At 67.8% G+C, this 22,616-nt stretch carries 20 protein-coding genes and 4 pseudogenes; 12 read left to right on the forward strand and 12 right to left on the reverse strand.

Translation table 11 applies throughout. The features are described 5' to 3' along the window. Nucleotides 1-331, reverse strand: a 331-nt coding sequence (locus tag ABZ904_RS39300; RefSeq protein WP_361828898.1) for a helix-turn-helix transcriptional regulator, incomplete at its 3' end; no start/stop codon positions are given. A gap of 146 nt (nucleotides 332-477) precedes the next feature. Between ABZ904_RS39300 and ABZ904_RS39305 the strand changes: the two genes are divergently transcribed. From ABZ904_RS39305 to ABZ904_RS39320, 4 genes are all read left to right on the forward strand, one after another. Continuing rightward, on the forward strand, nucleotides 478-603 hold the full coding sequence (locus ABZ904_RS39305) for a hypothetical protein (RefSeq protein ID WP_361828900.1): 126 nt from the start codon (nucleotides 478-480) through the stop codon (nucleotides 601-603). Nucleotides 604-894: 291 nt separating this feature from the next. Then, nucleotides 895-1,380 (forward strand): DUF6415 family natural product biosynthesis protein, encoded by a 486-nt coding sequence (locus ABZ904_RS39310; RefSeq protein ID WP_361828902.1) that lies wholly within the window; start codon nucleotides 895-897, stop codon nucleotides 1,378-1,380. Nucleotides 1,381-1,639: 259 nt separating this feature from the next. Beyond that, nucleotides 1,640-2,308 (forward strand): hypothetical protein, encoded by a 669-nt coding sequence (locus tag ABZ904_RS39315; protein WP_361828904.1) that lies wholly within the window; start codon nucleotides 1,640-1,642, stop codon nucleotides 2,306-2,308. A 160-nt stretch (nucleotides 2,309-2,468) separates the two neighbouring features. After that, nucleotides 2,469-2,762 (forward strand): hypothetical protein, encoded by a 294-nt coding sequence (locus tag ABZ904_RS39320; RefSeq protein WP_361828905.1) that lies wholly within the window; start codon nucleotides 2,469-2,471, stop codon nucleotides 2,760-2,762. Here ABZ904_RS39320 and ABZ904_RS39325 read toward each other — a convergent pair. Next, nucleotides 2,761-2,889: pseudogene (locus ABZ904_RS39325) on the reverse strand (2-dehydropantoate 2-reductase N-terminal domain-containing protein); the annotation flags it as partial. The gene ABZ904_RS39320 and the pseudogene ABZ904_RS39325 overlap by 2 nt on opposite strands. Nucleotides 2,890-3,451: 562 nt before the next feature. Between ABZ904_RS39325 and ABZ904_RS39330 the strand changes: the two are divergent. The 3 genes from ABZ904_RS39330 (at nucleotide 3,452) to ABZ904_RS39340 (ending at nucleotide 7,415) form a co-directional block, all read left to right on the forward strand. Further along, nucleotides 3,452-4,084, forward strand: coding sequence for a CGNR zinc finger domain-containing protein (locus ABZ904_RS39330; protein WP_361828907.1), 633 nt, complete (start codon nucleotides 3,452-3,454; stop codon nucleotides 4,082-4,084). A 121-nt stretch (nucleotides 4,085-4,205) separates the two neighbouring features. Next, nucleotides 4,206-6,770: a SpoIIE family protein phosphatase gene (locus ABZ904_RS39335; protein ID WP_361828909.1), complete on the forward strand. Its 2,565-nt coding sequence runs from the start codon at nucleotides 4,206-4,208 to the stop codon at nucleotides 6,768-6,770. A 90-nt stretch (nucleotides 6,771-6,860) separates the two neighbouring features. Then, a complete protein-coding gene (locus ABZ904_RS39340) occupies nucleotides 6,861-7,415 on the forward strand; it encodes a hypothetical protein (RefSeq protein WP_361828950.1) in 555 nt (184 codons plus the stop codon). 187 nt (nucleotides 7,416-7,602) lie between these two features. Here ABZ904_RS39340 and ABZ904_RS39345 read toward each other — a convergent pair whose 3' ends face one another. After that, entirely contained in the window at nucleotides 7,603-9,363 is a 1,761-nt protein-coding gene (locus tag ABZ904_RS39345; RefSeq protein ID WP_361828911.1) for an MOSC and FAD-binding oxidoreductase domain-containing protein, read from the reverse strand. Between the two features lie 259 nt (nucleotides 9,364-9,622). Between ABZ904_RS39345 and ABZ904_RS39350 the strand changes: the two genes are divergently transcribed. Continuing rightward, a complete protein-coding gene (locus ABZ904_RS39350) occupies nucleotides 9,623-10,021 on the forward strand; it encodes a VOC family protein (protein ID WP_361828913.1) in 399 nt (132 codons plus the stop codon). A 334-nt stretch (nucleotides 10,022-10,355) separates the two neighbouring features. On the opposite strand, the gene ABZ904_RS39355 is transcribed toward ABZ904_RS39350, so the two are convergent. The 5 genes from ABZ904_RS39355 to ABZ904_RS39375 all read right to left on the reverse strand — a co-directional run bounded on the left by ABZ904_RS39355 (nucleotide 10,356) and on the right by ABZ904_RS39375 (nucleotide 15,307). Beyond that, a complete protein-coding gene (locus tag ABZ904_RS39355) occupies nucleotides 10,356-11,216 on the reverse strand; it encodes a DUF427 domain-containing protein (protein ID WP_361828915.1) in 861 nt (286 codons plus the stop codon). 81 nt (nucleotides 11,217-11,297) lie between these two features. After that, entirely contained in the window at nucleotides 11,298-11,609 is a 312-nt protein-coding gene (locus ABZ904_RS39360; RefSeq protein ID WP_361828917.1) for a hypothetical protein, read from the reverse strand. A gap of 67 nt (nucleotides 11,610-11,676) precedes the next feature. Next, on the reverse strand, nucleotides 11,677-12,546 hold the full coding sequence (locus ABZ904_RS39365) for an alpha/beta fold hydrolase (protein WP_361828919.1): 870 nt from the start codon (nucleotides 12,544-12,546) through the stop codon (nucleotides 11,677-11,679). Between the two features lie 538 nt (nucleotides 12,547-13,084). Further along, on the reverse strand, nucleotides 13,085-13,792 hold the full coding sequence (locus ABZ904_RS39370; protein ID WP_361828921.1) for a TMEM175 family protein: 708 nt from the start codon (nucleotides 13,790-13,792) through the stop codon (nucleotides 13,085-13,087). Between the two features lie 387 nt (nucleotides 13,793-14,179). After that, nucleotides 14,180-15,307, reverse strand: coding sequence for a PP2C family protein-serine/threonine phosphatase (locus ABZ904_RS39375; RefSeq protein WP_361828923.1), 1,128 nt, complete (start codon nucleotides 15,305-15,307; stop codon nucleotides 14,180-14,182). Nucleotides 15,308-15,460: 153 nt separating this feature from the next. On the opposite strand from ABZ904_RS39375, the gene ABZ904_RS39380 reads away from it, so the two are divergent. Together ABZ904_RS39380 and ABZ904_RS39385 are read left to right on the forward strand one after the other, a co-directional pair. Next, complete coding sequence (locus ABZ904_RS39380) at nucleotides 15,461-16,093, forward strand: CGNR zinc finger domain-containing protein (RefSeq protein WP_361828907.1); 633 nt, start codon at nucleotides 15,461-15,463, stop codon at nucleotides 16,091-16,093. A gap of 64 nt (nucleotides 16,094-16,157) precedes the next feature. Beyond that, nucleotides 16,158-16,292 (forward strand): annotated as a pseudogene (locus ABZ904_RS39385) (alpha/beta fold hydrolase); the annotation flags it as partial. On the opposite strand, the pseudogene ABZ904_RS39390 reads toward ABZ904_RS39385, so the two are convergent. From ABZ904_RS39390 to ABZ904_RS39400, 3 genes and pseudogenes are all read right to left on the reverse strand, one after another. After that, a pseudogene (locus ABZ904_RS39390) lies at nucleotides 16,289-16,384 on the reverse strand (EamA/RhaT family transporter); the annotation flags it as partial. The pseudogenes ABZ904_RS39385 and ABZ904_RS39390 overlap by 4 nt on opposite strands. A 453-nt stretch (nucleotides 16,385-16,837) precedes the next feature. Continuing rightward, nucleotides 16,838-17,614, reverse strand: a complete 777-nt coding sequence (locus tag ABZ904_RS39395) for a sulfite exporter TauE/SafE family protein (protein WP_361828925.1) — start codon at nucleotides 17,612-17,614, stop codon at nucleotides 16,838-16,840. A 126-nt stretch (nucleotides 17,615-17,740) separates the two neighbouring features. Next, nucleotides 17,741-18,676 (reverse strand): GntR family transcriptional regulator, encoded by a 936-nt coding sequence (locus ABZ904_RS39400; RefSeq protein ID WP_361828927.1) that lies wholly within the window; start codon nucleotides 18,674-18,676, stop codon nucleotides 17,741-17,743. A 482-nt stretch (nucleotides 18,677-19,158) separates the two neighbouring features. On the opposite strand from ABZ904_RS39400, the pseudogene ABZ904_RS39405 reads away from it, so the two are divergent. Both ABZ904_RS39405 and ABZ904_RS39410 read left to right on the forward strand, forming a co-directional pair. After that, a pseudogene (locus ABZ904_RS39405) lies at nucleotides 19,159-19,395 on the forward strand (transposase); the annotation flags it as partial. Nucleotides 19,396-20,047: 652 nt separating this feature from the next. Then, on the forward strand, nucleotides 20,048-21,061 hold the full coding sequence (locus ABZ904_RS39410; RefSeq protein ID WP_361828929.1) for an NAD-dependent epimerase/dehydratase family protein: 1,014 nt from the start codon (nucleotides 20,048-20,050) through the stop codon (nucleotides 21,059-21,061). Here ABZ904_RS39410 and ABZ904_RS39415 read toward each other — a convergent pair whose 3' ends face one another. Continuing rightward, nucleotides 21,062-22,387, reverse strand: a complete 1,326-nt coding sequence (locus tag ABZ904_RS39415) for a DNA-binding protein (protein ID WP_361828931.1) — start codon at nucleotides 22,385-22,387, stop codon at nucleotides 21,062-21,064. Between the last annotated feature and the right edge of the window lie 229 nt (nucleotides 22,388-22,616).

Consider the following 22,616-nt stretch of genomic DNA (forward strand, 5'->3'; position numbering starts at 1 on the left):
CATGTGCGACTGAGGCGGGTTGCACGGGCACAGCCTGCGTGGGGACGGCGGGCAGACCCACGCCGACCGCAGTATCGGCGAGGACAGCACGGCGCACACGGTCGGACCCCGGCCCGTCCGATGCGGCGAACCCCAGGGACTCAAGGTCTTGACCCAGCAACCGGGTGAGCGCCTGGGCAACGTCTGGCTGCGGCCACGGCGGAGTGTCGGATTCCCACCTGCGGACCTGCCGAACCCCCACCTTAAGGGCGTCCGCGAGAGCCTGCTGCGAGTGGTAACCGGCCGCCATACGGGCCGACTTGAGCCGTGTGTTACCTGCGGGGCGTGCCACTGGTCTCACCTCCGTCTTGAGAACTGACACAAGTGTCAGCCGAGGCCCTCTATTTGACTAGCCATCACCATGGGAGACCACATAAAGTCCGCTTCTGCGTCGCAAAAGACCTATTGAAGTCCTCGGATCAGCTCTCGTAGAGGGCCATGGTGGTACGCACCCTGATCACCGTTGGTGCCGAGGAGCCGCACGATGCCGACCACACGATTCCCGACCGCTGGCCCGCGCGCAGTGACACCCAGCTGCCACCGGCGCGTGCCCACGCGTGGTAGGCACAGGTGGGCTCCCGCCTCGACGCCACCTCGTAGTGCACGCTCTGTCCCACCAGCACAGCACACCACCAGGGCCGGACTCTTATCCCCGTCGGCCAAAGGCGCCAACACCCGGAAAACCAACGGCATCCCCGCTCTTACACCGCGTATCCCTCCCCGAGCGTCTTGGAAGAAAGCAGAGCGCCACCGCCGCCTCCACCCGTGCTGGGGCACACGGCTGGTGCCACCGGCAGCCGTCGCACAGGCCGTCCGCCGCGTGCCCGGACCGCGCTGGGGATCGGAGAAGTCCCGGTGACCACAGCAGCCCTCACGCAGCCCGTCGACATCGACACCATGCGCCACAGCATCAGCCGCCTGATCGGGCCGGACACCGAATCACCGGAGGGCGAGGAACTGGCAGGGCTGACCGGTCTGCTGCGCGGCCACATGCAGTTGATCATCCCCGAAATCGAGCAGGCAGCCGGGAATCTGCCCATGGATGACGTGCCCCGGTACTGCGCCCTCGCCTGCATTGGCGAGGCCCGCGTCAAGCTCCGGGCCGCCGCCGGCGACGGGCCGCACCGGGCTGTGGCCCACGCCCGGAAACTCGCGCGCTCCCTTACGGCGTTGTGTGACCACTACGAGGCGCTGACCGGCGTGGAGATGTGCCTGGCCTGCGATCGGCCGATCAGAGACCGTGAGGACTCGGTTTCGTACGGGGATGTCAGTGCCTCCGGTGGAGCCGACTACGCAGGCCGCATCCACACCCGATGCGTCCACACGCTGCGCCGCCGCTGACGAAGACCCGTCGCCCCGGGTGAACACAGGCCGGAACCCCAGGGCGGCCGCGGCGGGGCAACGCCGTACCGGCACGCCCGCCCGCCGCAGGTCGCGGCACTGCCACGTCGGCGATCCCGCTGAGAGCGTCTCAAGCAGGGCCGCGACCGGCGGGCCCCCACACGCCCGCCCCAGATCCCCACGCCCCTGGACAGGTCAAGCCTGGGGCGGGCACCTCACCACACCCTTCACACACCCTCACGTCGATGGGAGTCGCCCGATGAGCGCGAGTACAGCCAACGCAGCGAACCCGGCCACGAGCCGGCTCGTGCCCTACATCACCAGCCGCGCCGGCGAGCGCCCCGACCTGCTGCTGTCGCTGCGCACCCAGCGCGGCCCCGACGGACGCCTGCAGTTGGGCTACTGGGATGAGCTCACCGAGGACCGCGACCTGCGGGGCGTGCTGTGGGGCCGCTGCTCCCAAACGATCGGCGCCGACGGCCTGCCCCTCGGGCGGCCGCGCTGGCGGATGGTCCACCCCTCCCGCCAGCGCGAGTGCATGGAGCAGCTGCGCTGCCAGGTGTGCGCCCAGCCCGCCCGCACCCGCCACGGCATGATCTTCCTCGCCGGACCGAGTGAGGTGCGGCCGCAGGAGGCGGTGGTGCGTACCGCGCAGCCCCCGGTCTGCCCCCAGCACGCCCGAGCAGCGGCGGAGCAGTGTCCGTACCTCGCTGGCCTGCCGACCGTGTTCCTCGTGCAGAGCGCACCGCTGTACGGAGTGATCGGTACCCCCTACCAGTACGGCGACGGCGGGCTCCAGGCGTTATCCACCACCGACGAGGCGCTGTCTTACGGGCATCCGGGACTGCGCTGGTTTCTCGCCTCGCAGATGGTGCGCAGGCTCCGTACGTACACCGTCATCACGCTCGACGACCTCCCCGGCCCCTGACCGCGCAGCTTCCTCAAGCCCCCGCCCTCTTGCCCTGGCAGCCCCCGGCCGGACGCAGGGGGCGGGCCCCCACCCCGGTGCCGGGCCACTCCCCCACCCCCACCCGGCCCGGCACCGGGGACTCCCCTATCCGACGCCCGGGGCTGCAGGAGTGCTTTCAGTGGTCGGCAGTGACCAGATCTTCGAGCTGGCGGGCGAGCTCCGCGCATGGCTGCGGAGTGGTGCCAAGACCCTCGACCTGGTCGACATCCAGGTCCTCGACTGCGTCCCGGACGGCGTCCTTCGGCACGGCCGCAGCCGCAACTGGCAGGGCAAGGCGGACTTCCACTCCACCGGGCCCGGCTGTGGCGTTGACGACCTCATGGGGCACCGGCGCGTACTGGCAGGGTTCGTCCTCGAGAGCTTCAACCTGTTTGGCCCAGTAGCGGGCGTCGCGCCATTCGCCGCGGCGTAAGTCCGCGTTCGCGTATGGCCTCCAGATGGCGGCCCCGGGCGATGAAGGTGACCTCGTGGCCCGCTGCGGCAAGCCTGGCGCCGAAGTAGCCCCCGACACCGCCTGCCTCCACGACGGCCAAGCGCATAGCGTGTTCCTTTCCCGTACGGGACATGGTGTGAATCGTGCCGGGTCCTGGCAGGACCGTTGGTTACTCGCCTGCTGGCGCAGCCGCGCCCCGTGTCGTCGACCTGCCGCAGGAATCAGGAGTGCCTACCAGAGTTGTCGCCGGGATCAGCGCGGCGACGACGCCGGCTTCGCAGAGAAACAGGACGGCGGGCGGCACCCAGCCCTTCACGGTAGTCACCAAATAGGGGGCCACAAATCCGAGGTACGTCAGGCAGTAGAACGCTGCTGCAGCGCCGACGAGCTCGTGCGGCGGACATGGCGAGGACCGCTCGAGTCATCCTGAGCCGTCCGTATCGCCGGGCGACCGGCACGGCCAGCAGCAGCGTCGGGATGAGGCCGATCGCGTAGGCCGCAAACGCCATGGTCACCACGGACTCCGAGACCGCTCCTCCGCGCCGGTAGACCAGCAGAAGCGGGAAGAACTAGTTGGCTCCCCAGGCCACGACGAACATCGCCAGGGTGACGCGCATCCATGACCTCACCTTCCTCTTAGTAACCTCATAATGGGTTACTATAGCCGTATGACCGAAGGAGTACAGGAGGGCCGCCGTACCCGGGTTACGGCACAACTCCGCGAACTGCGCTTCGACGCCGGAACCCCGTCGCTGAACCTCATCGCCACGATCGGGCGCCGCCCGAGTGCACCGATCGAGCGCATCGGTGACATCGACCGACTCAGGGCCTGGTGTGAGGGAGTAGGTCTCACCGTCCACCCGGATGAAGACCTGGCGGCGCTACTCGACGCTCTCCACGAACTGCGGGCCTGCGCGTACGACGTCACCGCTGGATACCTCCACCGCCACGCCCCCCAAGAGGAATCGGTGCGACTGCTCAACCAACTGGCCCGGGTGAATCCGCCAGCCCCCCAGCTCAAGACCGACGCCGACGGTCTTCCCGCCGCAGCAAGCACTCCAGGCCTGTCGACTCCCGCACTGCTCTCGCTGATCGCCCGGGACATGATCACGCTGATCTCGGATCCCAAGCAGCGGCAGAAGCTGCGCGAATGCGACTCCGAGCTCTGCAGGATGATCTACCTCGACGCCGCCCAGGGAAGGCCCCGGAAATGGTGCTCGATGCAGCGCTGCGGCAACAGCACCAAGGCAGCCAGGCACCGCCACCACCGCCAGAAGACCGGTGACCTCCCTCTGGCCTGAATCACCTCCCCTCCCGTGCGCTCCAGTCGGCAGTGGTTCAGGACACCGCACCCCTCACGGCCGAACACCCGGCAAACCTCATCCTGGGAGCACACACGTGGAATGAATCATGGACAGTTCTATGCAAACGGAAATCACTGCAGCTCAGACGGCATTCCACGCGATGGGCCTGGCGATAGCCCTGCTCGACGCGGAAGGCACGGTCGTGGGGTGGACGGAGTCTGCTCAGCGGCTTCTCGGCTACTCGGCCCAAGAGGTCGTGGGCCGGTCCGCTACGCTCCTGCTGGCAGCCGCCGAAGACCGGGCGACAGCCTCGGCGTTCTCGGAGGCCGACGGTGCCCCGCGTCACTGGTCCGGCTTCACCAAGGTCTCTCACCACGATGGCCACAGCGTCGATGTGCTCCTAGAGGCACAGTCGCTGGCCGGACCGGACGGCCGGGCCCAGTGGATCGTAGCGGCGACCGACAACGCCCTGCGACTGCCGCGCAACCTGCCGGTCGGTATCGTGATCCGCGACACCCGGCTGTGCTGTCCCTGGGTGAACGACACCCAGGGATCCAAGGATGGCATCCCTCTCCAGCAGCGGCTGGGCCGCACGCTGAGCGAGGCAGCGCCAGGCACGGAGGCCGAAACGCTCGAGGCGCTGATGCGCCAGGTACTGGAGAGCGGCGTCCCGGCGATCGACGCGGAATATCACCCTTTCGCGCCCACGCAGGTGCGAGCGGACCGTACGTTGAAGGCCTCCTACTTCCGCCTTGCCGACGCAGAGGGCTGCGCGCTGGGCCTGTGCGCCGTGAGTGTGGATGTCACCGACGGCCAGCGAGTGCGGGAGCGTCTGGTGATCCTCAGCGAGGCCCATACGCGGATCGGGACCACTTTGGATGTCATGCGGACCGGGCAGGAACTGGCCGACCTCTCGGTGCCGCTCCTCGCGGACTTCGCCACCGTGGACCTGACGGAATCGGTTCCGCTCGTTGAGCAGCCCCTGGCCTGTATCGGCCCGCAGGGCGGACACATCCCGGCCTTCCGCCGCGCAGGCTTGGCCTCGATCAACCAGGGGGCCCCGGAGTCCCTGTTCGCGCCGGAAGAACCAGTCCTCGTCTCACCGGCGTCGCCTTGGATCGAAGTCCTGCGCTCGGGAAAGTCCCACTTCGAGCCGATGCTGGACACCTCGCCCGGTACGTGGCTGGACCATTACCCGACGCGAGCGGAGAAGATCCACGAACACGCGATGCACTCGTTGATAGTCGTCCCGATCCATGCGCGGGGCGCTTTGCTGGGCGTGGCGGCGTTCGTACGGATGGGCGATTCTATGCCGTTCGAGGAGGACGACCTGCTGCTGGCCGAGGAGCTGGTCAGTTGGGCCGCGCTGTGTTTGGACAACGCCCGCCGGTACGCGTGCGAGCGCTCCGCGGCCCTGGCTCTGCAGCGTCACCTGCTGCCGCACCGTGCCACGGGCGGGAGCGCCGCCGACGTGGCTTGGCGCTACCTGCCGGCCGACGACCACCATGGCGTCGGGGGCGACTGGTTCGATGTGATCTCACTGCCCGGTGCCCGGGTGGCTCTTGTGGTCGGCGACGTGGTCGGACACGGCATCAACGCGGCGGCGACCATGGGCAGACTCCGCACCGCCGTGCGCGCCCTGGCCGGCATGGACATGCCCCCGGACGAACTGCTGGCCCACCTCGACGACCTGGTCATCAGCCTCGCCGAAGAAGACGCCGAACCGCGGGACCTGGCCAGTGCGACGATGGCCGCCACGTGCCTGTACGCGGTCTACGACCCGGTCACCCGGCGCTGCACGATGGCGCGGGCCGGCCACCTCCAGCCAGCGGTTGTCGACCCGCACGGCGGGGTCACCTTCCCCGATCTGCCCACCGGAGCCCCGCTCGGCCTCGGGCTGGTCAGCTTCGGGTCCGTGGAGCTGGAGCTGCCCGAGGGTACCGTGCTCGCCCTCTACACAGACGGTCTGATCGAGTCCCGCGACCAGGACATCGACGTCGGCATGGACCGCCTGGGCACCGCCCTGGCTCGCCCCGGACTGCCGTTGGAAGACCTCTGCTCCTCGGCAATGGACTCGTCTCCGGCCAAGGCGCCGAGCGACGATATCACCCTGCTCCTCGCACGGACCCGCGCGCTCGGCCCGAGCCAGACCACCTCCTGGAGGCTTCCGGCCGACCCGGCCGTTGTCAGCCGCGCCCGGGCCCAGGCCACCCGCCAACTGAACCAGTGGCAACTGCAGCACCTGGTCGAGACCACGGAACTGATCGTCAGCGAACTGGTCACCAACGCCGTCCGCCACGGCAACGGCAACGGCAACGGCAACGGCAACGGCAACGGCACGATCGGCCTGCGCCTCATCCGAGACAAGGTGCTGACCTGCGAGGTCTCCGACACCAGCAACAGCCGCCCCTGCCTGCGCCACCCCCGTACCACCGACGAGAACGGCCGCGGCCTCCTCCTCGTCTCCAAGCTCTCCCGCCGATGGGGATCCCGTTTCACGCCCGACGGCAAGCTCATCTGGGCCGAACAGCAACTGACACCCAGCCCCTCAGGTCCACCGCCCGAATCCACCGCACGCGTCAGTGCCCCGCACGCAGCCCACGTCCGTAAGGGCCTGCCGCCCGGACGAAGCCCGACATCAACCCAGGTTGAACACAAGCAATCATCAGGGAACCCTCTGTAGGAGCGCGGGACCGGCTCGATCCCCCATCCTCGATCCGTCGCCATTCGTCAACGAGGAAAGGCGCGTTCCCTGTCCGAGATCCCTGATGACCTGCGGTACACCTCCGGACATCTATGGACCCAGACCCAGGAGGGCGATCCCACTATCATCCGGGTCGGCATCACCGACTACGCCCAGGACCAGTTCGGCGACGTCATCTCGGTGACTTTGCCGGCGGTCGACACCCTTGTGGGGGCCGGTGAAACCTGCACGAACGTCGAGTCGACCAAGAGTGTGTCCGACATCGACGCGCCAGTCCCGGGCACCAACACCGCCCTGGAGGAGGCCCCGGAGACCATCAACGCCAGCCCCTATGGGGAGGGCTGGCTCTTCGAGATCAGCCTCGATGCGGAACCGGGCGCCGCCGCCCTCGAACGGACGGCGAGCTCGGCCTCCAGCTCCACGATCCGACTGCGGGCCGCGACCAGTTCGGCCTGCTCGTGGGTGGGCACACCGGTTACCTGCTCGCCCTTGCCCTGGCTCGGCTCCTGGTTTTCGGTACTCGGCGTGGCTGTGATCGCCGCGTTCGTTCGCTGTTACTGGCCGCCCATCGAAGGCGAGATCGAAAGGGCAAAGCGTCGTACTGGCCGTGGTTGTCAGGCGTGACTCCTGGTGTCCCTCCTGCCCGTCGGTGGCCTTTCACAAGCTGTATCGAGTGACTGGACCTTCGTGTGGAGGGGTGTGGCAGGCAGGGGTGCCGTGCCCGGGGGCGGGCCAATGGTTCTGTTTCTTTCCCGCGGCTGCTGCGGAGGTTTGGTGGGCAGGCCCGAGTGCCGGTGGATTTGCTCGCCGGTTAGAGATCGAGGACGACTGCGGTGGTGGGTTCGCTGCAGCAGACGAGGATGGTGCCGGGTTCAGGGGGAGCGAGGGGTGGGGTGGTGTAGGTGATGTCGCCGGCGACGAGTTGGGTAATGCAGGTGTGGCAGACGCCGGTGCGGCAGGACCAGCGGGTGGGGATGTCGCAGGCCTCGGCGAGCTCGAGGAGGGAGGCGTGAGCGGGAGACCAGGTGGTGGTGATGCCGCTGCGGGCGAAGGTGATGAGCGGGCCGGTGCCCGGGGGGCCGGGTGGCTGGTGCGGCCGGACCTCGGCCCTGGGCGTGATGCCGGGGTTGATGGCGGGAAGAGCGCTGAACTGTTCTGTATGGATCTGCTCGGGACGTAGGCCGAGATCGTGCAGGATGTCGCCGACGTTCTCCATGAAAGCAGTCGGTCCGCAGAGATAGGCCTCCGCGTCGGTGGGAATGCCCAAGGCCGTCAGCGATCGGGCGGTCGGCCGGCCACAGGTGATGTGGGGATCGTGGGGACGTGGGCCTTCGGCCGTGTAGTAGATGTGCTCGTGGGCGCCGGGGAGCTGCTTCAGAAGCGTGTGGGCCTCCTCCGCGAAGGCGTGGTGGGCGCGGTCGTGAGCAGTGTGGATCCACCACACGGGCCGTGGATCATGTGTGGCGGCGAGTTGGTGGAGCATCGCCAGCACGGGGGTGACGCCGATGCCCGCCGAGATGAGGACAACCGGGTTGGCGCCTTCTTTGAGTACGAAGGCCCCGCGGGGGCTTGCGATGTCCACGAGGTCGCCGGGGTGGAGGCTGGTGTGGAGGTAGCCACTGACCCGGCCGTGGGGCTCGTGCTTGACGCTGATGCGATAGGTGCCGGTTGTGGGTGCGGAGGAGAGTGAGTAGCTGCGCACGGCGGGGGCGGCTTCGCCGACATTCAGGCGGATGGACAGGTACTGGCCCGGCCGGGCTTCGGGTAGGGGTGTGGCGTCGGGGGTGTCGAGGTAGATCGAGGAGACGGTGGGGGTCTCGCGGACGATGCGGGCGATGCGCATGGTCCTGAAGCCTGACCATGGCGGTGCCTCTTTGGGTTGCTGGGCGCTGGCGCGTTCGCCTGGCCATCCCGGTTCCTGTGTGGGCTGCTGGGCGGCGGCGAGCTCGTGGAAGGACTGCTGCCATCCGGGACTGAGAGCGGGGATGTTCAGTGCCTTGCGTAGCTTTTCGGGGTCACGGTCGGGAAGGTAGAGCAGGGCGTCGATCTCGGCGACGCTGAGTTGTTCGGGACCCTTGCGGGTGAGGGCGATCTCGTCGCCGGCTTCGACGTGTCCCTCGGTGATGACGCGCAGGTAGAAGCCGGGCCGGTGGTGGGCGACCAGCAGGGAAGCCATGGTGGGTTCGCCCAGGCGCATGCCGACGCGGTAGCAGGTGACGCGGGGCTGGGTGACTTCGAATTCGGCGTCGCCGATGCGGTAGCGGTCGCCGATGCACACTTCGCTGTCGGGCAGGCCGTCGACGGTGAAATTCTCCCCGAAGATCCCGAAGGTCAGGTCGTCACGACCGAGCTGCTTTTGCCAGTACTGGTAGGACTGCAGTTGGTAGACGAGGACGGCCCGCATCTCACCGCCGTGCCCAGCCAGGTCGCCTTGGCCGTCGCCGTCGATGTTTAACCGCCGCACCATCCGGGGGCCGTCGACCGGGGCCTTCCACACTCCCGTATGGACGGTCCTTCCCTGCCAGGTGACGTCCTTGGGCATCCCAACGTTGACGGACAGCAGCGTCGCCATTGCGGACCTCCTGCGGGGACGGGCGGGGGCAGTCCCTCATGGCGCTGTAAAAGGGTGTGCTGGGCTTGATCCTAGTTCTTGGCCTGCGCCGCCCGCTATTCATCGATCATGAGCCTTTTGAGGCATGAGCCGAGATTTTCTGAATGCTCGAGAGGCGCGGGGATTTTGGCTGGTCATTCGCTTTTCCGTGTCTGATCATTCAGATCACGCATGATTGCGCGGGTGGCGGGGCGGTGCTGCGCTGGACCAGAATGATCACATGGAGTACCAGCTCGAGGTCGTCATCCTGCCCGTGAGCGATGTCAATCGTTCATTGGCCTTCTATCACGAGCAGCTCGGTTTCCACCTCGACGTGGATTTCGGACCCAGGCCCGATTTCCGGGTCGTGCAGCTGACGCCTCCTGGCTCCGCCTGCTCAGTCCAGATCGGGGTGGGCATCACCGATGCGCAGCCTGGTTCGGTGAAGGGCCTGTACCTGGTGGTTGCCGATCTCCAGGCTGCGTGCGCCGAGCTGGCGGGCCGCCGCGTCGACGTAGACGAGATCCGCCACAAGGCGCCGGTCGAGACGTGGCAGGGAGGTTTCGAGCCCGGCATCGACCCGGAGCGGCGGGACTATGCCAGTTTCGCAGAGTTCACCGACCCTGACGGCAACCTGTAGACGCTGCAGGAACGCGGTTTTCGTCCCGCGTGAGGGGAAGCCAGCGGTAACGGACCCTCTGTTCGTCTTGGATGTTCCGGGCCGCTGCCCACGCATTCCGGTCCGGTGACACGGCCGGGCGCACTCGCGTGATGATGAGGATGACGCATGGCCACATTGCGGTCGCTGGAGTGCCTAGTGGCGCTGGTAGACATATCCGGAGTTACGCAGATACAGGTTGAGGTTAAACTAACGGGCTTCCTCGGTCACCGCCAGGGTCCTCTCACACACCAGGGTGGTGGGCAGACCGGAACACGGGGCCGGTGGGCCGCCGATCGCTCGCGGGTGCTGGGAGTCACCGGCCTTTGACTTCGTCGACGTCCAGGTCGCGGTCGGCACCGTGAGGGACGACGTTCTGGCCGGGTTCGAGTTCGAGGCGTTTGCCGTCGAGATAGACCTCGACCCGGTCGGGCTCGAAGGACATCATGTCGTTGATGCGGTTGACCTCACGGTAGGCGTTGCGGTATGACCAGGCGGCGCGGTGGGTGTCGCCGATGTCGTAGTAGTCGCACAGGCCCTTGTAGGGGCAGAAGGTCTGGCCTTCGACGGGCTTGAGCTGGGTCTTGTCGATGTCGGCGCGGGGGACGTACCAGCGCGGGGCGAAGCCGGACTCGTAGAGCGCCTTGGGGTGCTCGGTGCGGGCGATGACCGTGTCGCCGAGGCGGACTTCGAGGGTGCGGGAGGTGTCGCGGATGTCGATGCGGTGGTACGGGTCGGAGGCGTGGCCGAGGATGCGTTCGTTCTCCTCGTAGAAGGCGTCCATCGCTCGCCAGGCGAAGGCCATGCGGCCCTGGAGGTCGGCGGCGTGCTTGGGCAGTGCGGTGTATTCCCAGGCGGCGCGTTCGGTGGTGCGGTCGCCGACCTGTACGGCGTACCAGGCGGTGTCGCCGAGGTCCTTGTGGTGGGTGGTCTTGTCGCTGGGGACCAGGGTCTGCTCGTCGACGTCTTCGCGGGGGAAGTAGGCGACGGGGTAGCGGCCCGGTTCGTGGAGCAGGATCACGTTCTCGCTGTCGGCGATCCAGGTGTCGTTGAACTTCACGCGCATGTGGCGGCGCAGCCGCTCGGCGAACAGGAGGCGTTCGGGCACGGGTTCGGGGGTGAGGAAGTGTCCGATCGCGCCGGTGGAGAGGGGGCCTTGCTGCCAGGACAGTCCCATGGTGTGTTCCCTTCCGGGTGCGGGGGTGCGGCGTGGAGCCTGCATCCCAAGGGGGGTGGGTGGGTGGTAGTTCGGCGCCGGTCAGGGCGTGCGGGAGCAGCGAGAGACGGCTGCTTCGGGCTGGCGGAAGCAGATCCAGACGACCATGCCGTCGTGGTCGGCATCGTCGGACTTCTGCACGCCCCGGTCATCCCAGAGCTCCCGGATGATGTGCATGCCTCGCCCTTCTTCAGCGCTCAAGGAGAGAACCGGAGTGCGGACGGCGGCGCGGCGGGCGCTGTCGCGGACTTCGTGGTAGACGCAGTGGGGGTGGCGGATGAGGCAGACCAGGCAGGGGTGGCCGTCTGGGCTTCCGTGTAGCAAGGCGTTGTCGGCCAGTTCGAGGTGTGGCATGGCGGGTCCCTTTGCTGGCTGCGGCGGGAAAAGGGATGGTCCGCGGCTGCTCCAGCCGGCCTGCGTGTCAGGCGAGGACGTGGTCGAGGAAGTCGCGGATGTGTTCGGTGATGGTGTCGAGGTGGCTCTCCAGGGCGAAGTGTCCGGACTCGATCAGGTGGATCTCGGCGTCGGGCAGGTCCTGGGCGAACGCCCGGGCGCCGTCGGGGCCGAAGATCTCGTCGTTGGCTCCCCACACCGCGAGCAGGGCGACCTGGGAGTCGCGGAAGTACTGGTGGACCCGCGGGTAGAGGTCGACGTTGGTGGGGTAGTCGCGGAAGAGCTTGAGCTGGATCTCGTCGTTGCCGGGCCGGTCGAGCAGCGCCTGGTCGTGGACCCAGTTGTCGGGGCTGACCAGGGTGGGGTCGGCGACGCCGTTCAGGTACTGCCAGCGGGTGATCTCGGGGGTGAGGGCGTCACGCAGGGGGGTCTCGGTGTCCGGTCCAGGTGCCTTGGCGTAGGCGAAGACGCCGTCCCAGAACGGCTTGACGAAGCCCTCTTCGTAGGCGTTGCCGTTCTGCGTGATGATCGCGGTGACCCGGTCCGGACTCCGCAGGGCCAGGCGCCAGCCGATGGGGGCGCCGTAGTCCTGCACGTACATCGCGAACCCGTCGACGCCCAGCTGCCGCAGCAGGCCCTCGGTGACGTCGGTGAGCGCGTCGAAGGTGTACGGGAAGTCCGCGAGGGCCGGCATCGCGGACTGGCCGAAGCCGATGTGGTCGGGCGCGATCACGTGGTACCGGTCGGCGAGCGCCGGGATCAGGTGGCGGAACATATGCGAGCTGGTCGGAAAGCCGTGCAGCAGCACGACTGCGGGCGCCTCAGGGTCGCCGGCCTCCCGATAGAAGACCTCCAGACCGTCGACGGTGACGGTGCGGTGGTGGACTGCGGGAGCCATATCCCTGACCCCTCTATCGAGCTTCGGTGCTGGTTCAGTCGAGCTAGCTAACCTGTCACGGAATCCTGATCGGTTGGATGCAGTTGCGGAGAGGGAGCCGCCGCGCCTGGGCGCGGGATGTCGGCCTCTTTTAAGCCTCCGTCAGTGGACGGTCATCAGCCAGCGCAGGCGACTGCGTTCGCCTGGCTCCACAGATCGAGTTCCCTACGCGCCCCAGGCCCACCAGCGCCACAGCCCTGTGCCTGCGTGCAATGCCTACCGGGTCATGGTGCGTAGCGGCCGACCGGCCACGTCGTTGGTCCCGCTCCTCAGAGACGTCACCCTCCGCCTGGAGCACCGGTGTGCAGTGGAGCAGATGATCCCGGCCGACTGCTGGTGTTCGATCGGCCGCGCCAGGGAACTCGATGACGAGGCGTCACGACAAGTACACCCGCGGCTCCCCCACCGAATGACACTCCCTTCAATTGTCTGGAAGCCGGTGAAGAGGCCGATCCACACGCCTCGCGGGAGGTGACGCCGGGGGCCAGCCATCGGCGGGTTACGTTCGGTGTCCACGGTGACGTCGACGCTGCACCGCGGCGATCTCGCCTGTGATGGGGAGCCAGTAGTAGAGGACGAAGGCGGCAATCACGGCGATGCCGAGCACGGGAAGCAGGGCGCCGAGCAGGGTTCCGGTGGCGAGCCAGACAAGGGCGAGCCGGAAGCGCCGGCTGATGGCTGCCACGTCGGCTGAATCGATGGTGGCGGTGAGCAGTCGGCGATTATGACGTACGTACCCCCAGATGAGATTGAACAGGATGGCCAGGAATTCGAAGGCTCCGCCGTGGAAGGCGACAGCGGTACGCTCCCCGTGACCGTCACGAAGCGCCGCGGCCAGCACGGAGGCGGCGAACGGGAGAAACGCGACGTCCATCAGCAGCACGGTGTTGAGGAAGAGCACCATTCGGTCGGCGCTGCGGATGTGGTCGAACATGATGTGATGGTTGGCCCACACTTGTCCGATCAACATGAAGGTAACGACGTAAGCCAGGTAGGACGGCCAGAGCGCGGTGAGGCTGCGCAACAGGTGACGGGTGTCGTGCGGCGGACGGATCTCCAGGACGAGCAGCGTGACGGCGATGGCGATGACGCCGTCACTGAATGCGACCAGTCGGGCAGGATCACGCTCCACGCCGAACGATGTCGCCCCGCCTCCTGGTCCATGGGGGCCGTGAACAGGCTCTGTCATTGCCCCAGCCTCCGCCACCGTAGGCTCCCACGCACCCGAGGAGCGTTTCACCGGGACCAACCGCTCCACCGCCGGCGTGCCCAGCCCCCTCGGCGTCCGGTGTATCTGGCGGGCCGCGCGATCGAACGTGCGGGGCTGCGGGCTCGTTGGACCGGCGCGGGGCAAGCGTGAGGCGGCCAGCGTAGGGGCGCGCCCCCGCGCCATGTCTTTCTGCCTGTTACAGGTGTTCCGCGTCGTTCGTAATCCACTGGGCTGAGCCCGCCCAAGGCCGAGTGTCTGCCTTGCCGGTTGTGGAAGATCTCCAGGCACCCGAACAGGGCAGTGGACCTCTGCAGGCGGGTGCGCCACTGGCCTGATCAAGCAGTTCCACCTGCACCGCGCCTCTTTGCCGACCGTGGAGTCCGTTCAGGCGCGTACCGGTACCGCGTCCCGCCGTATAACGATCATGGCCATGTCATCGTGCAGCCGGCCGCCAACGTGTTCCCGCACGTCCTCGGTCAGCCGTTGGACCAGCAGCCTCGGCGTCAGGTCCGCGCAGTCCATGGCACGTTCGGCGAGCGGATAGAAGACGCCGTCCGCGTCGCGAGCCTCGGTGATGCCGTCGGTGTACAGCATCAACCGGTCACCGGCGTCGAAGGGGAAGGTTGTCGGCACGTAGGTGCCCTCTCGCGTCACACCGATACCGACCGGCAGGGCGGGGTCGCACACCTGGAGGAGGGACGCGGTCGTGCCGTGCAGCAGGAGGGGCGGTGGGTGACCGCAGCTGATCACATGGACGACCGGCTTGTCGTCCGGGATGTCCAGCATCAAGGCGGTCACGAAACGCTCCGCGACGTCGTCGTCATCGCTCCCCGAGAACTCGGCGAGGACCGCGTCCTCCACGTAGGCGACCAGTTCCGGCAGCGGCATTGTGCGGTGGGCCGCTGCGCGGAACGCGCCCAGCACGATCGCCGTGTCGCCGATCGAGGCCAGGCCCTTGCCCCGGACGTCCCCGATGATCACTCGGGTGGAGTCGGCGGTACGGGCGACGGCGTAGAGGTCACCGCCGATCCAAGTGTCGGCCTCAGCGCTGCGGTAGGCGGAGGCGAACGACACCGACCCGGCTCGCTCCGGAAGGGGCCTCAGTACGACCCGCTGCGCCGTTTTGGAGACGAGGCGCGCCCTGGACAGTTCGCCCGCTCGCCGTTCCCGCATGCGGGTGAAGACCACCAGGAAGACAGCGAGCGCGGCGAGAGCGCACACCTCGACGACGACGCTTTCGGTGGTCAAGGTATAACGTTCCGCTCCGGCGGCAGTCAGGGACAGCACCGACAGACCACCAACCAGCGCGGTGACCCGGGGACCTGTACCGACGGCGGCGATCGCCAGACCCAGGACCAGCAGATGCCCGAGGTGGATGTCCGGTGGCAGGAACGCGTCCGCCACCGGAACGCCGGCGACCAGCAGCAGAGGGACCACCAGCCACCACGGCTGCGGCACCGTGCGGCGCAGAACTCGTACCCTCCGTGCTGTCGTAATGGTCGCAGCGCTCACATTTTGCTCCCTACTCGATGCCTGTCGCACCAGCAACAGCAAATCCTCCTGAGGCGTCCCCGTATCGCCAGGCGACCGGCACGGCCAGCAGCAGCGTCGGCACCCACGGTCCCATCAGTCCTTAATAACCTTCTAGAGGGTTACTATAGCCATATGACCGAAGGAGTACAGGAGGGCCGCCGTACCCGGGTTACGGCACAACTCCGCGAACTGCGCTTCGACGCCGGAACCCCGTCGCTGAACCTCATCGCCACGATCGGGCGCCGCCCGAGTGCACCGATCGAGCGCATCGGTGACATCGACCGACTCAGGGCCTGGTGTGAGGGAGTAGGTCTCACCGTCCACCCGGATGAAGACCTGGCGGCGCTACTCGACGCTCTCCACGAACTGCGGGCCTGCGCGTACGACGTCACCGCTGGATACCTCCACCGCCACGCCCCCCAAGAGGAATCGGTGCGACTGCTCAACCAACTGGCCCGGGTGAATCCGCCAGCCCCCCAGCTCAAGACCGACGCCGACGGTCTTCCCGCCGCAGCAAGCACTCCAGGCCTGTCGACTCCCGCACTGCTCTCGCTGATCGCCCGGGACATGATCACGCTGATCTCGGATCCCAAGCAGCGGCAGAAGCTGCGCGAATGCGACTCCGAGCTCTGCAGGATGATCTACCTCGACGCCGCCCAGGGAAGGCCCCGGAAATGGTGCTCGATGCAGCGCTGCGGCAACAGCACCAAGGCAGCCAGGCACCGCCACCACCGCCAGAAGACCGGTGACCTCCCTCTGGCCTGACTCGGAGTCAACCCGTCACGGCGGGGCGGTGACCCACTCCCACCAATCTGACGTTTGAAAATGGCCTGAGGCGCCCGCCCTCGTGCTGCTACACGGATTCCCGGCCAGCTCGCATATGTTCCGCCACCTGATCCCGACGCTCGCCGACCGCTACCACGTGATTGCCCCCGACCACATCGGGTTCGGCCAGTCCGCGGCAACTGCCGCGGTGAGCCGCTCGCCGAGGAACAGGACGGCGAGCGCTGCCACGCTGATCGGTTCGATGAGCATCACCGCCGACGCCGTGGTCGCTCCTCGTCGCGGCCATCAACGAGTGGCTGTGACCAGCACATTCGATACACGCCCGATCTGCGCGGGGTCGCCCGCAAGGGCGGTCCCTACCGCGACCGCCGGGGTCTGTGGTAGCCCAGGTGAGATTCCCCTGGGCTACCTGGCAGGGACACTGCGGGTGCCGGTAATTGCGTCCATGCAGTTCGAGCGGCATGCGCATGCTCATGTAGCACGCCGCTGAGTCGATCATGTCTGCGGATGTTGAGGGTGCAGCAGCGACAGGATCACCCGGGCATGATCTCAGCGAACGAGCCATGCCTTGTCCACCTGTGGCGACGACTTTTCGAGCGGCACAGCCGGCGACCACCCAGCAGTTCCCGAACCCGATCGGTTTGGGGCCCTTGACCGCTCCGTCGTGATGCCACGCTGCGCCCCGAACCGGGGTACTCACGCGGGACACGATCGGGGTTGGGGTCAGCTGTGCAGGGCGAGGTAGGACGCCAGAGCGAGGAGCGTGAGTATCAGGGCGCCCTTCAGGCGGCGGGTAGGCAGGACCCGGGCGATCTTCCAGCCGAGGAGCACGCCGGCCAGTTCGGGCGTGCCGACCAGTGCGGCCAGTCGCCAGTTGACGGTGCCGTGTGCCACGTAGCCGAGTGTGCCGATGGAGGCGATGACCACGGACTGGGGCTGCGCCGCGGCAAGAGCTTCCAGGACCGGAATACCGAGGGCGACCAGCAGCGGAACGGTGAGCATCGGGCCGCCGATGCCAACGATGCCGGCGGCAGTGGCCACGCCAAGTCCGAGTACGGTCACCACGGTCATGGGCGGATGAGTGGGCGACGCGGCGACCCGGCCGCGGCGTTCACGGCACTCGCGCCACCACACCAGGGCGGCGACCACGGCCACGAAGAGACCGAGGATCACGCCGAAGGCACCTTTGGACACCATGGAGTTGATCAGAACTCCAGCGGGCGTGCCGACCAGGGCGGTGACGGCAAGAGTCACTGCGGTCGGGCGCGTCGCGGACTCCCTGAGCTGTCCGGAACGGGTGTAGGCGGCCGAGCCCAGGGCGCCGGTGGCGATGTGGGTGACGATAGCGGTGCCGGCCACCTGCGCCGGAGACAGGCCGGTCAAGGCGAACAGCCCGATCGTCGGCAAGACACCGCCGGGGCCGATGGCCGTGATGCCGACCCCTCCCACCAGGCCGAACAGTCCCAGCCCCACGAGCAACGGTATCGTCGTTCCACTCATCGCGGGACCACCGTCCGGTGGACTCGGAGCGTCATCGGGCTGGCGAAATCCACAACAGCCTCCATACGGCGGGTCGGTCAGAGATAGGGCGTCAAAGGGGGCAGAACTCCACGATCGTTGCTTGAGTCAGGTCCCATCAGGACGCGCCGGGGCCAGGTCATCCGCCCCAGACCAGATGCGGTACATCAGGTGACAATTAGTCAGTTCATCCGATTCGACAGCGGGTCGGTTGGTCGGCGGCTGGCGGCTGGCGGCTGGCGGCTGGCGGCTGGCGGCTGGCGGCTGGCGGCTGGCGGCTGGCGGCTGGCGGTACACCGTGGCCTGCAGTGCGAGCTGGTCGGCGCGGATGTGAATCGACTCCGCGTCCACCGGGCGCCTGTCCGACAGGCGGGTGAGCCGTTCGATGGCGAACACCGGCGCCCCCACCTCGATCTCCAGCAGTGCGGCGGTATCGACGTCGGCGGCTACCGCGTGCACGGTCACCTCCGCGCTGCCCAGCAAGCAGCCCGTGGCCTGCTCGATCAGTGCGAACACGTCCGTACCAGCCAGGTCACCGCGCAGTACGTGGCGTCCGATGTCGAGAGGGAGGTAGCTGGTATCGAGTGACAGCGGCGATCCGTTGGCCCGGCGCAGCCGCTCGATACGAACCGCGCCCGCGTCGTTGGCCAGTTGCAGTCGTTCGGCGATGGCCGGTGGGGGGTGCGTGACCACTTCGGCGACACGCACGTCGTTGGTGACCGTGCCGTAGCCGGTCAGCATCTCAGCCAGGCCGGCGAGCCGGTCCAGGCCGTGGCCATACTTGGGCATCACGATCATGGTGCCCACCCCGCGTCGTCGCATAATCAAGCCCTCGGAGCGCAGCAGGTCCAGCGCCTCCCGGACCGCGTTGCGCGACGCCCCCAGCTGTGCCCCGAGGGCCCCCTCGTCGGGCAGCAGCCCGTCGCCCAGAGCGCCGGAGGTGATCCGTTGCCGTAGGACGTCGGCTGCCTGCCGTGCCCGCTGTGACCGTGACCGTGAGGTCGCCTGGCAGATCGGTGGACCGTCGGCCTGCGTATGCGTCATCTCGGCCTCCTTCCCGCGGGCTCTCCAGTGGTATCCCGGCTGTCTCGGCCGCTGAGGAAAGGTACGCCGGAAAGGTTACGCCAGAGTTACGCCACCCGCGCTGACCAGCAGAAACGCGCTACCAGGGAGATTGCGTGGCCGCGTGGCGGCTTCGCCGGTGCCATGTGCATCTACGGCGCCAAGGCCCCTGCGGTATTGGTGGCCGACAGGCAACCTTGTGGGGATAGGAGCGTGTCTCAGTAAGTGGTAGGCCGTCCCTGTGGCCATGGGTCGCGGGGGACGGCAGTGGTCAGGGTGTTGGGGCCCTTTGGGTCGACCAGCCGTGCGCAACTCATTGCCTTGACCCTGTTGGTGATCTTGTGTGGGGTGCTGACGGTGGGTTCGCGCGATGCTTCGCTGGAGGAGTGCGGGGCGGCCTCGGGTTTTGGGGTCTGGGTGCGGTGTCATTACGGTCGAGGAGCTTCCAGCGGATTCCGGTGAGGATGGTGTGCACGGTATGGGCGGCGTGCCCAAAGGGGACGCTGGCGGTGCGGGACCGGCTGGATGTGCTGTTCGAAAACGAGGAGTTCGCGGAGTTGTACCCGTCCGATGGCCGTCCGAGGCTCTCACCGGGGCAGTTGGCGCTGGTGTCGGTGCTGCAGTTCGCGGAGAACCTGTCGGATCGCGCCGCGGCGGGCGCCGTGCGCACGAGGAACGATTTCAAATACGCGCTGGGCCTCCCCGTATGACCCCGATGCGCACTACTGCTTCAAACGGGACATCGCCTGGAGCAGCTATCGGGTAACACAACAGCGGGAGCGCCGTGCCACAGGCGGGCTTTGCCCGCCGCCGCGATGGGCTCGCGGAGCGCGGCGGTGAACCACGCCAGCGCCCGATCCCAGGCGCCGGACCCGTCACGAGCGAGCAGGGCGTACGTACAGCATCGCCACATCGAGGTGGCTGCTTGAGAGCGACTGCCCGTCCCAGCGGGGGCTGTCGAGCCCATGGGTGCGCAGCCAGACAGTCCCTGCACACACCCCGGCCCAGAACAGCGAGCCAGCGCAATCACGCCTGCGCGGCCACTGCGCAGACCAGGTCAGAAGCCAACCCGGTCGGCTGCACATGCCCGCACGAGCGAGCGCGATTCGCTGAGGTGCCATTCTCCGCCATACCGTGAGCAGTTCGCGGAGGACCGGCCATGGGGAAAGGTCCCGACCACAGCAGGTCACAGCGTTGCGCAGCGCATCCGGCCAGATTGCGCAGCCCAAACGTCTCCGCTTCTGGCGGCTCCCCGCCCCTGGACCGTCGTATGTCTCCTACCGGTGATCTTTAACGAGCCGTTCTCACGGGTCTCTCTGTCCTTCACTACGCTCCGAAGGGCAGGATCGGCGCATGAGGATTCTTGTCATCGGCGGCACGTGGTTCCTGGGCAAAACCATCGCTGAGCGCGCACTGTCGAGAGGGTGGACGGTCACCACCTTCAACCGCGGCCGGTCAGGGGCTGATGTGCCGGGCGTAGAGGCCGTGCACGGCGATCGCACGGTGCACGAGGACCTGGTGAAGCTGGCACAGTTCGGCCCATGGGATGCCGTAATTGACACGTCCAGTTCGGAACTCTCCCCGCGGGACGTGCTCTTGTCCGCGACGTCCCTGCAGGACCGGGCCGCTCGCTGGGTGCACATCTCCACCGTCTCCGTCTACGCAGGGTGGCCGCACGAGCCGCTGACCGAGGAATCGCCTTTGCTGGACTGCCCTGCCAATGCCGACGAATCATTGGGATACACGGGCGAGGACGGCAGCCCCACCAAGTACGGCTTCCAGAAGGCCGGCGGGGAGCGTGCCGTGACGGAAGCCTTTGGAGACGCCGCGGTGTTCCTCCGGCCCGGCGTGATCCTGGGCCCCGGCGAGTACGTCGGCCGTCTGCCCTGGTGGCTGGAGCGGGCCAAGCGGGGCGGGCGTATCCTCGCGCCGGCGCCGGCCGAACAGCGGATCCAGCCCGTCGACGTCCGCGACGTCGCGGAGTTCACTCTCCTTCAGGCCGCCGGCTCAAGTAGCGGGGGCTTCAACGTGGCACACCCCGACGGCATCTCGTTCAGCGGGTTCCTGGACGAGTGCCTGGCCGCGACGGGCGGCGACGGCACCCCCATCTGGGCGGACCCCAGGGTGCTGTCCCAGCACGGCGTGAAGCAGTGGACCGAGCTACCGCTGTGGCGCACGCATGCCGGGGTGTGGGCAGTCGACTCTCAGCGCGCCATGGAGACAGGTCTGCGGTGTCGGCCGATCGCCGAGACCATCCGGGACACGTGGCGATGGTGGGCTGCTGACGGGCGCCCCGTGGACCACCCAAGGCGGGCGGCACACGGGATCGCTGCGGAGAAAGAGGCGAGCATTCTCACCTCGCTGTGATCAGGCCTCGATCGCCAGCAGGCCCACGTGCGGGCCGATCCGGTAGGGCGGGGAGACGCGGGTGAAGTCCTCGATCCGCTCGCGCAGTTCACGGGGAAGCTGTGCCCCGTGGTACGGAGGCTGCGATAGATGTCGCCTGATGCGGGCGGCCCGCACGACGATGCCGGTCTTGCGCTGGTCGACGGGAACCTCCCAGACCGGCGCAAGTGCTTCGGCTGCGCCGTCGACGTCGTCGGCCAGGAGGCGGGCATGTGCGAGATCCGCGGCCGCGCCCGCCCGCACGTGCGCCGACTGCTGCCCGTGCGGCTTGTGTGCGAGGAGCGCCAGGGCGCGACGGGCCGCAGTTTCAGCCTGCCCGGCGTCCCCGATGAGCAGCGCCGTGGTGCTGGTGGACATGGCCAAGCGCTCCGCGGAGAACCCGAACTCTCCACCGACCACGTCGTGCAGCACGTCGCGGAGGTCTTGATCGGATTGTCCGGAGAGCTGGATGGCGCGCTGTGACGCTGCGACATCGCCGAGGTGTGCGTAAGCGCGGGCCTGGATGGAGTAGAGGCGCTGGTGGGCGACGTCGCCGACCCCTCCGTGGGACAAAGCGCGGTTGGCCTTTGCCACGGCTTCGGTCGCGTCCCCGGTGTGATAGGCGATGTAGGCCAAGGTGCCGTCGGCGAACGCCTGCAGAGGTGCGAACCGTGAGGTCTCACCGTAGAGCGCGGCCGTACGCGCCAGGGACCGGGCGCTGGGGAAGTAGCCGAGGTCGAAGGCGGCAACCGCCAACAGGGCGGCCGTCTGCCCGTTGAGGATCATCAGTTCCTGCTGTTGGAAGGGGACTTGTGTCCTGTCCCGGTGGCTCTCGATGTCCTGGCGGAGCCTGTCGGCGTCCTCGTAGGCCTGCGCCGGCGGCCTTGTGTGATAGGTCCGGGCAAGGATCACCACCTGGTCGCGTAGTTCGTCGATGGTGTTGTCGGAGATGGACGCCGCGGCGGTCGCGTCGGCGCCGTCATGGGCTTCACGTGCAGTCATGCGGACTCGCTCTTCCAGGTCGAACGCGGGTGCCTGGGGATCGGTTTCCGGCGGCGGGCCGAACAGCTGCTCCGCGGTGTGGCCGGGCCACATGGCCTCGAGAACCTGGCAGGTGTCGGGGCCGGGCAAGCCCACGAGCTTGCCGCCCGTCCAGCGCCGGAACTGTGTCTCGCCGCAGGTGGGGTTGTTGGGGTCCCGACCGAAGAGACGTTCTGCTGTCTCGGTGAATCTCTTCTCGAACCGGCCGTAGGGAAGCCTGTCCCGGTCGCACAGCCATGCGAGCAGTGTTTTCGGAGCACTTCTCATGTCGCCCCCAGTCCCCGGCGCCACGGTTGCGTGGTGAGCCTGCGGATCGATCCCTTCTGTCGGGAAGGGGATACCGCTGCGCCCAACCGCGGCAACTCGCCTTGATTACAAGCCACTTCAAAGCTACCCCGCGGCCACATTCGTCGCTCACAAGAGGTGCAGAGGACACCCTTCACGTCATGGCGGAGCCACGGGGACTGGGTGAACGCTGATCGCCAAGCCCTCGCTG

This window comes from Streptomyces sp. NPDC046900 (assembly GCF_040644975.1).
In the GTDB taxonomy this organism is placed as follows: Bacteria; Actinomycetota; Actinomycetes; order Streptomycetales; family Streptomycetaceae; genus Streptomyces.

Coding starts and splice junctions, on each gene's coding strand:
- ABZ904_RS39305 (WP_361828900.1), top strand. CDS start 478: ATGGTGGTACGCACCCTGATCACCGTTGGTGCCGAGGAGCCGCACGAT.
- ABZ904_RS39315 (WP_361828904.1), top strand. CDS start 1,640: ATGAGCGCGAGTACAGCCAACGCAGCGAACCCGGCCACGAGCCGGCTC.
- ABZ904_RS39330 (WP_361828907.1), top strand. CDS start 3,452: ATGACCGAAGGAGTACAGGAGGGCCGCCGTACCCGGGTTACGGCACAA.
- ABZ904_RS39335 (WP_361828909.1), top strand. CDS start 4,206: ATGCAAACGGAAATCACTGCAGCTCAGACGGCATTCCACGCGATGGGC.
- ABZ904_RS39345 (WP_361828911.1), bottom strand. CDS start 9,363: ATGGCGACGCTGCTGTCCGTCAACGTTGGGATGCCCAAGGACGTCACC.
- ABZ904_RS39350 (WP_361828913.1), top strand. CDS start 9,623: ATGGAGTACCAGCTCGAGGTCGTCATCCTGCCCGTGAGCGATGTCAAT.
- ABZ904_RS39355 (WP_361828915.1), bottom strand. CDS start 11,216: ATGGGACTGTCCTGGCAGCAAGGCCCCCTCTCCACCGGCGCGATCGGA.
- ABZ904_RS39360 (WP_361828917.1), bottom strand. CDS start 11,609: ATGCCACACCTCGAACTGGCCGACAACGCCTTGCTACACGGAAGCCCA.
- ABZ904_RS39365 (WP_361828919.1), bottom strand. CDS start 12,546: ATGGCTCCCGCAGTCCACCACCGCACCGTCACCGTCGACGGTCTGGAG.
- ABZ904_RS39380 (WP_361828907.1), top strand. CDS start 15,461: ATGACCGAAGGAGTACAGGAGGGCCGCCGTACCCGGGTTACGGCACAA.
- ABZ904_RS39395 (WP_361828925.1), bottom strand. CDS start 17,614: ATGAGTGGAACGACGATACCGTTGCTCGTGGGGCTGGGACTGTTCGGC.
- ABZ904_RS39400 (WP_361828927.1), bottom strand. CDS start 18,676: ATGACGCATACGCAGGCCGACGGTCCACCGATCTGCCAGGCGACCTCA.
- ABZ904_RS39410 (WP_361828929.1), top strand. CDS start 20,048: ATGAGGATTCTTGTCATCGGCGGCACGTGGTTCCTGGGCAAAACCATC.
- ABZ904_RS39415 (WP_361828931.1), bottom strand. CDS start 22,387: ATGAGAAGTGCTCCGAAAACACTGCTCGCATGGCTGTGCGACCGGGAC.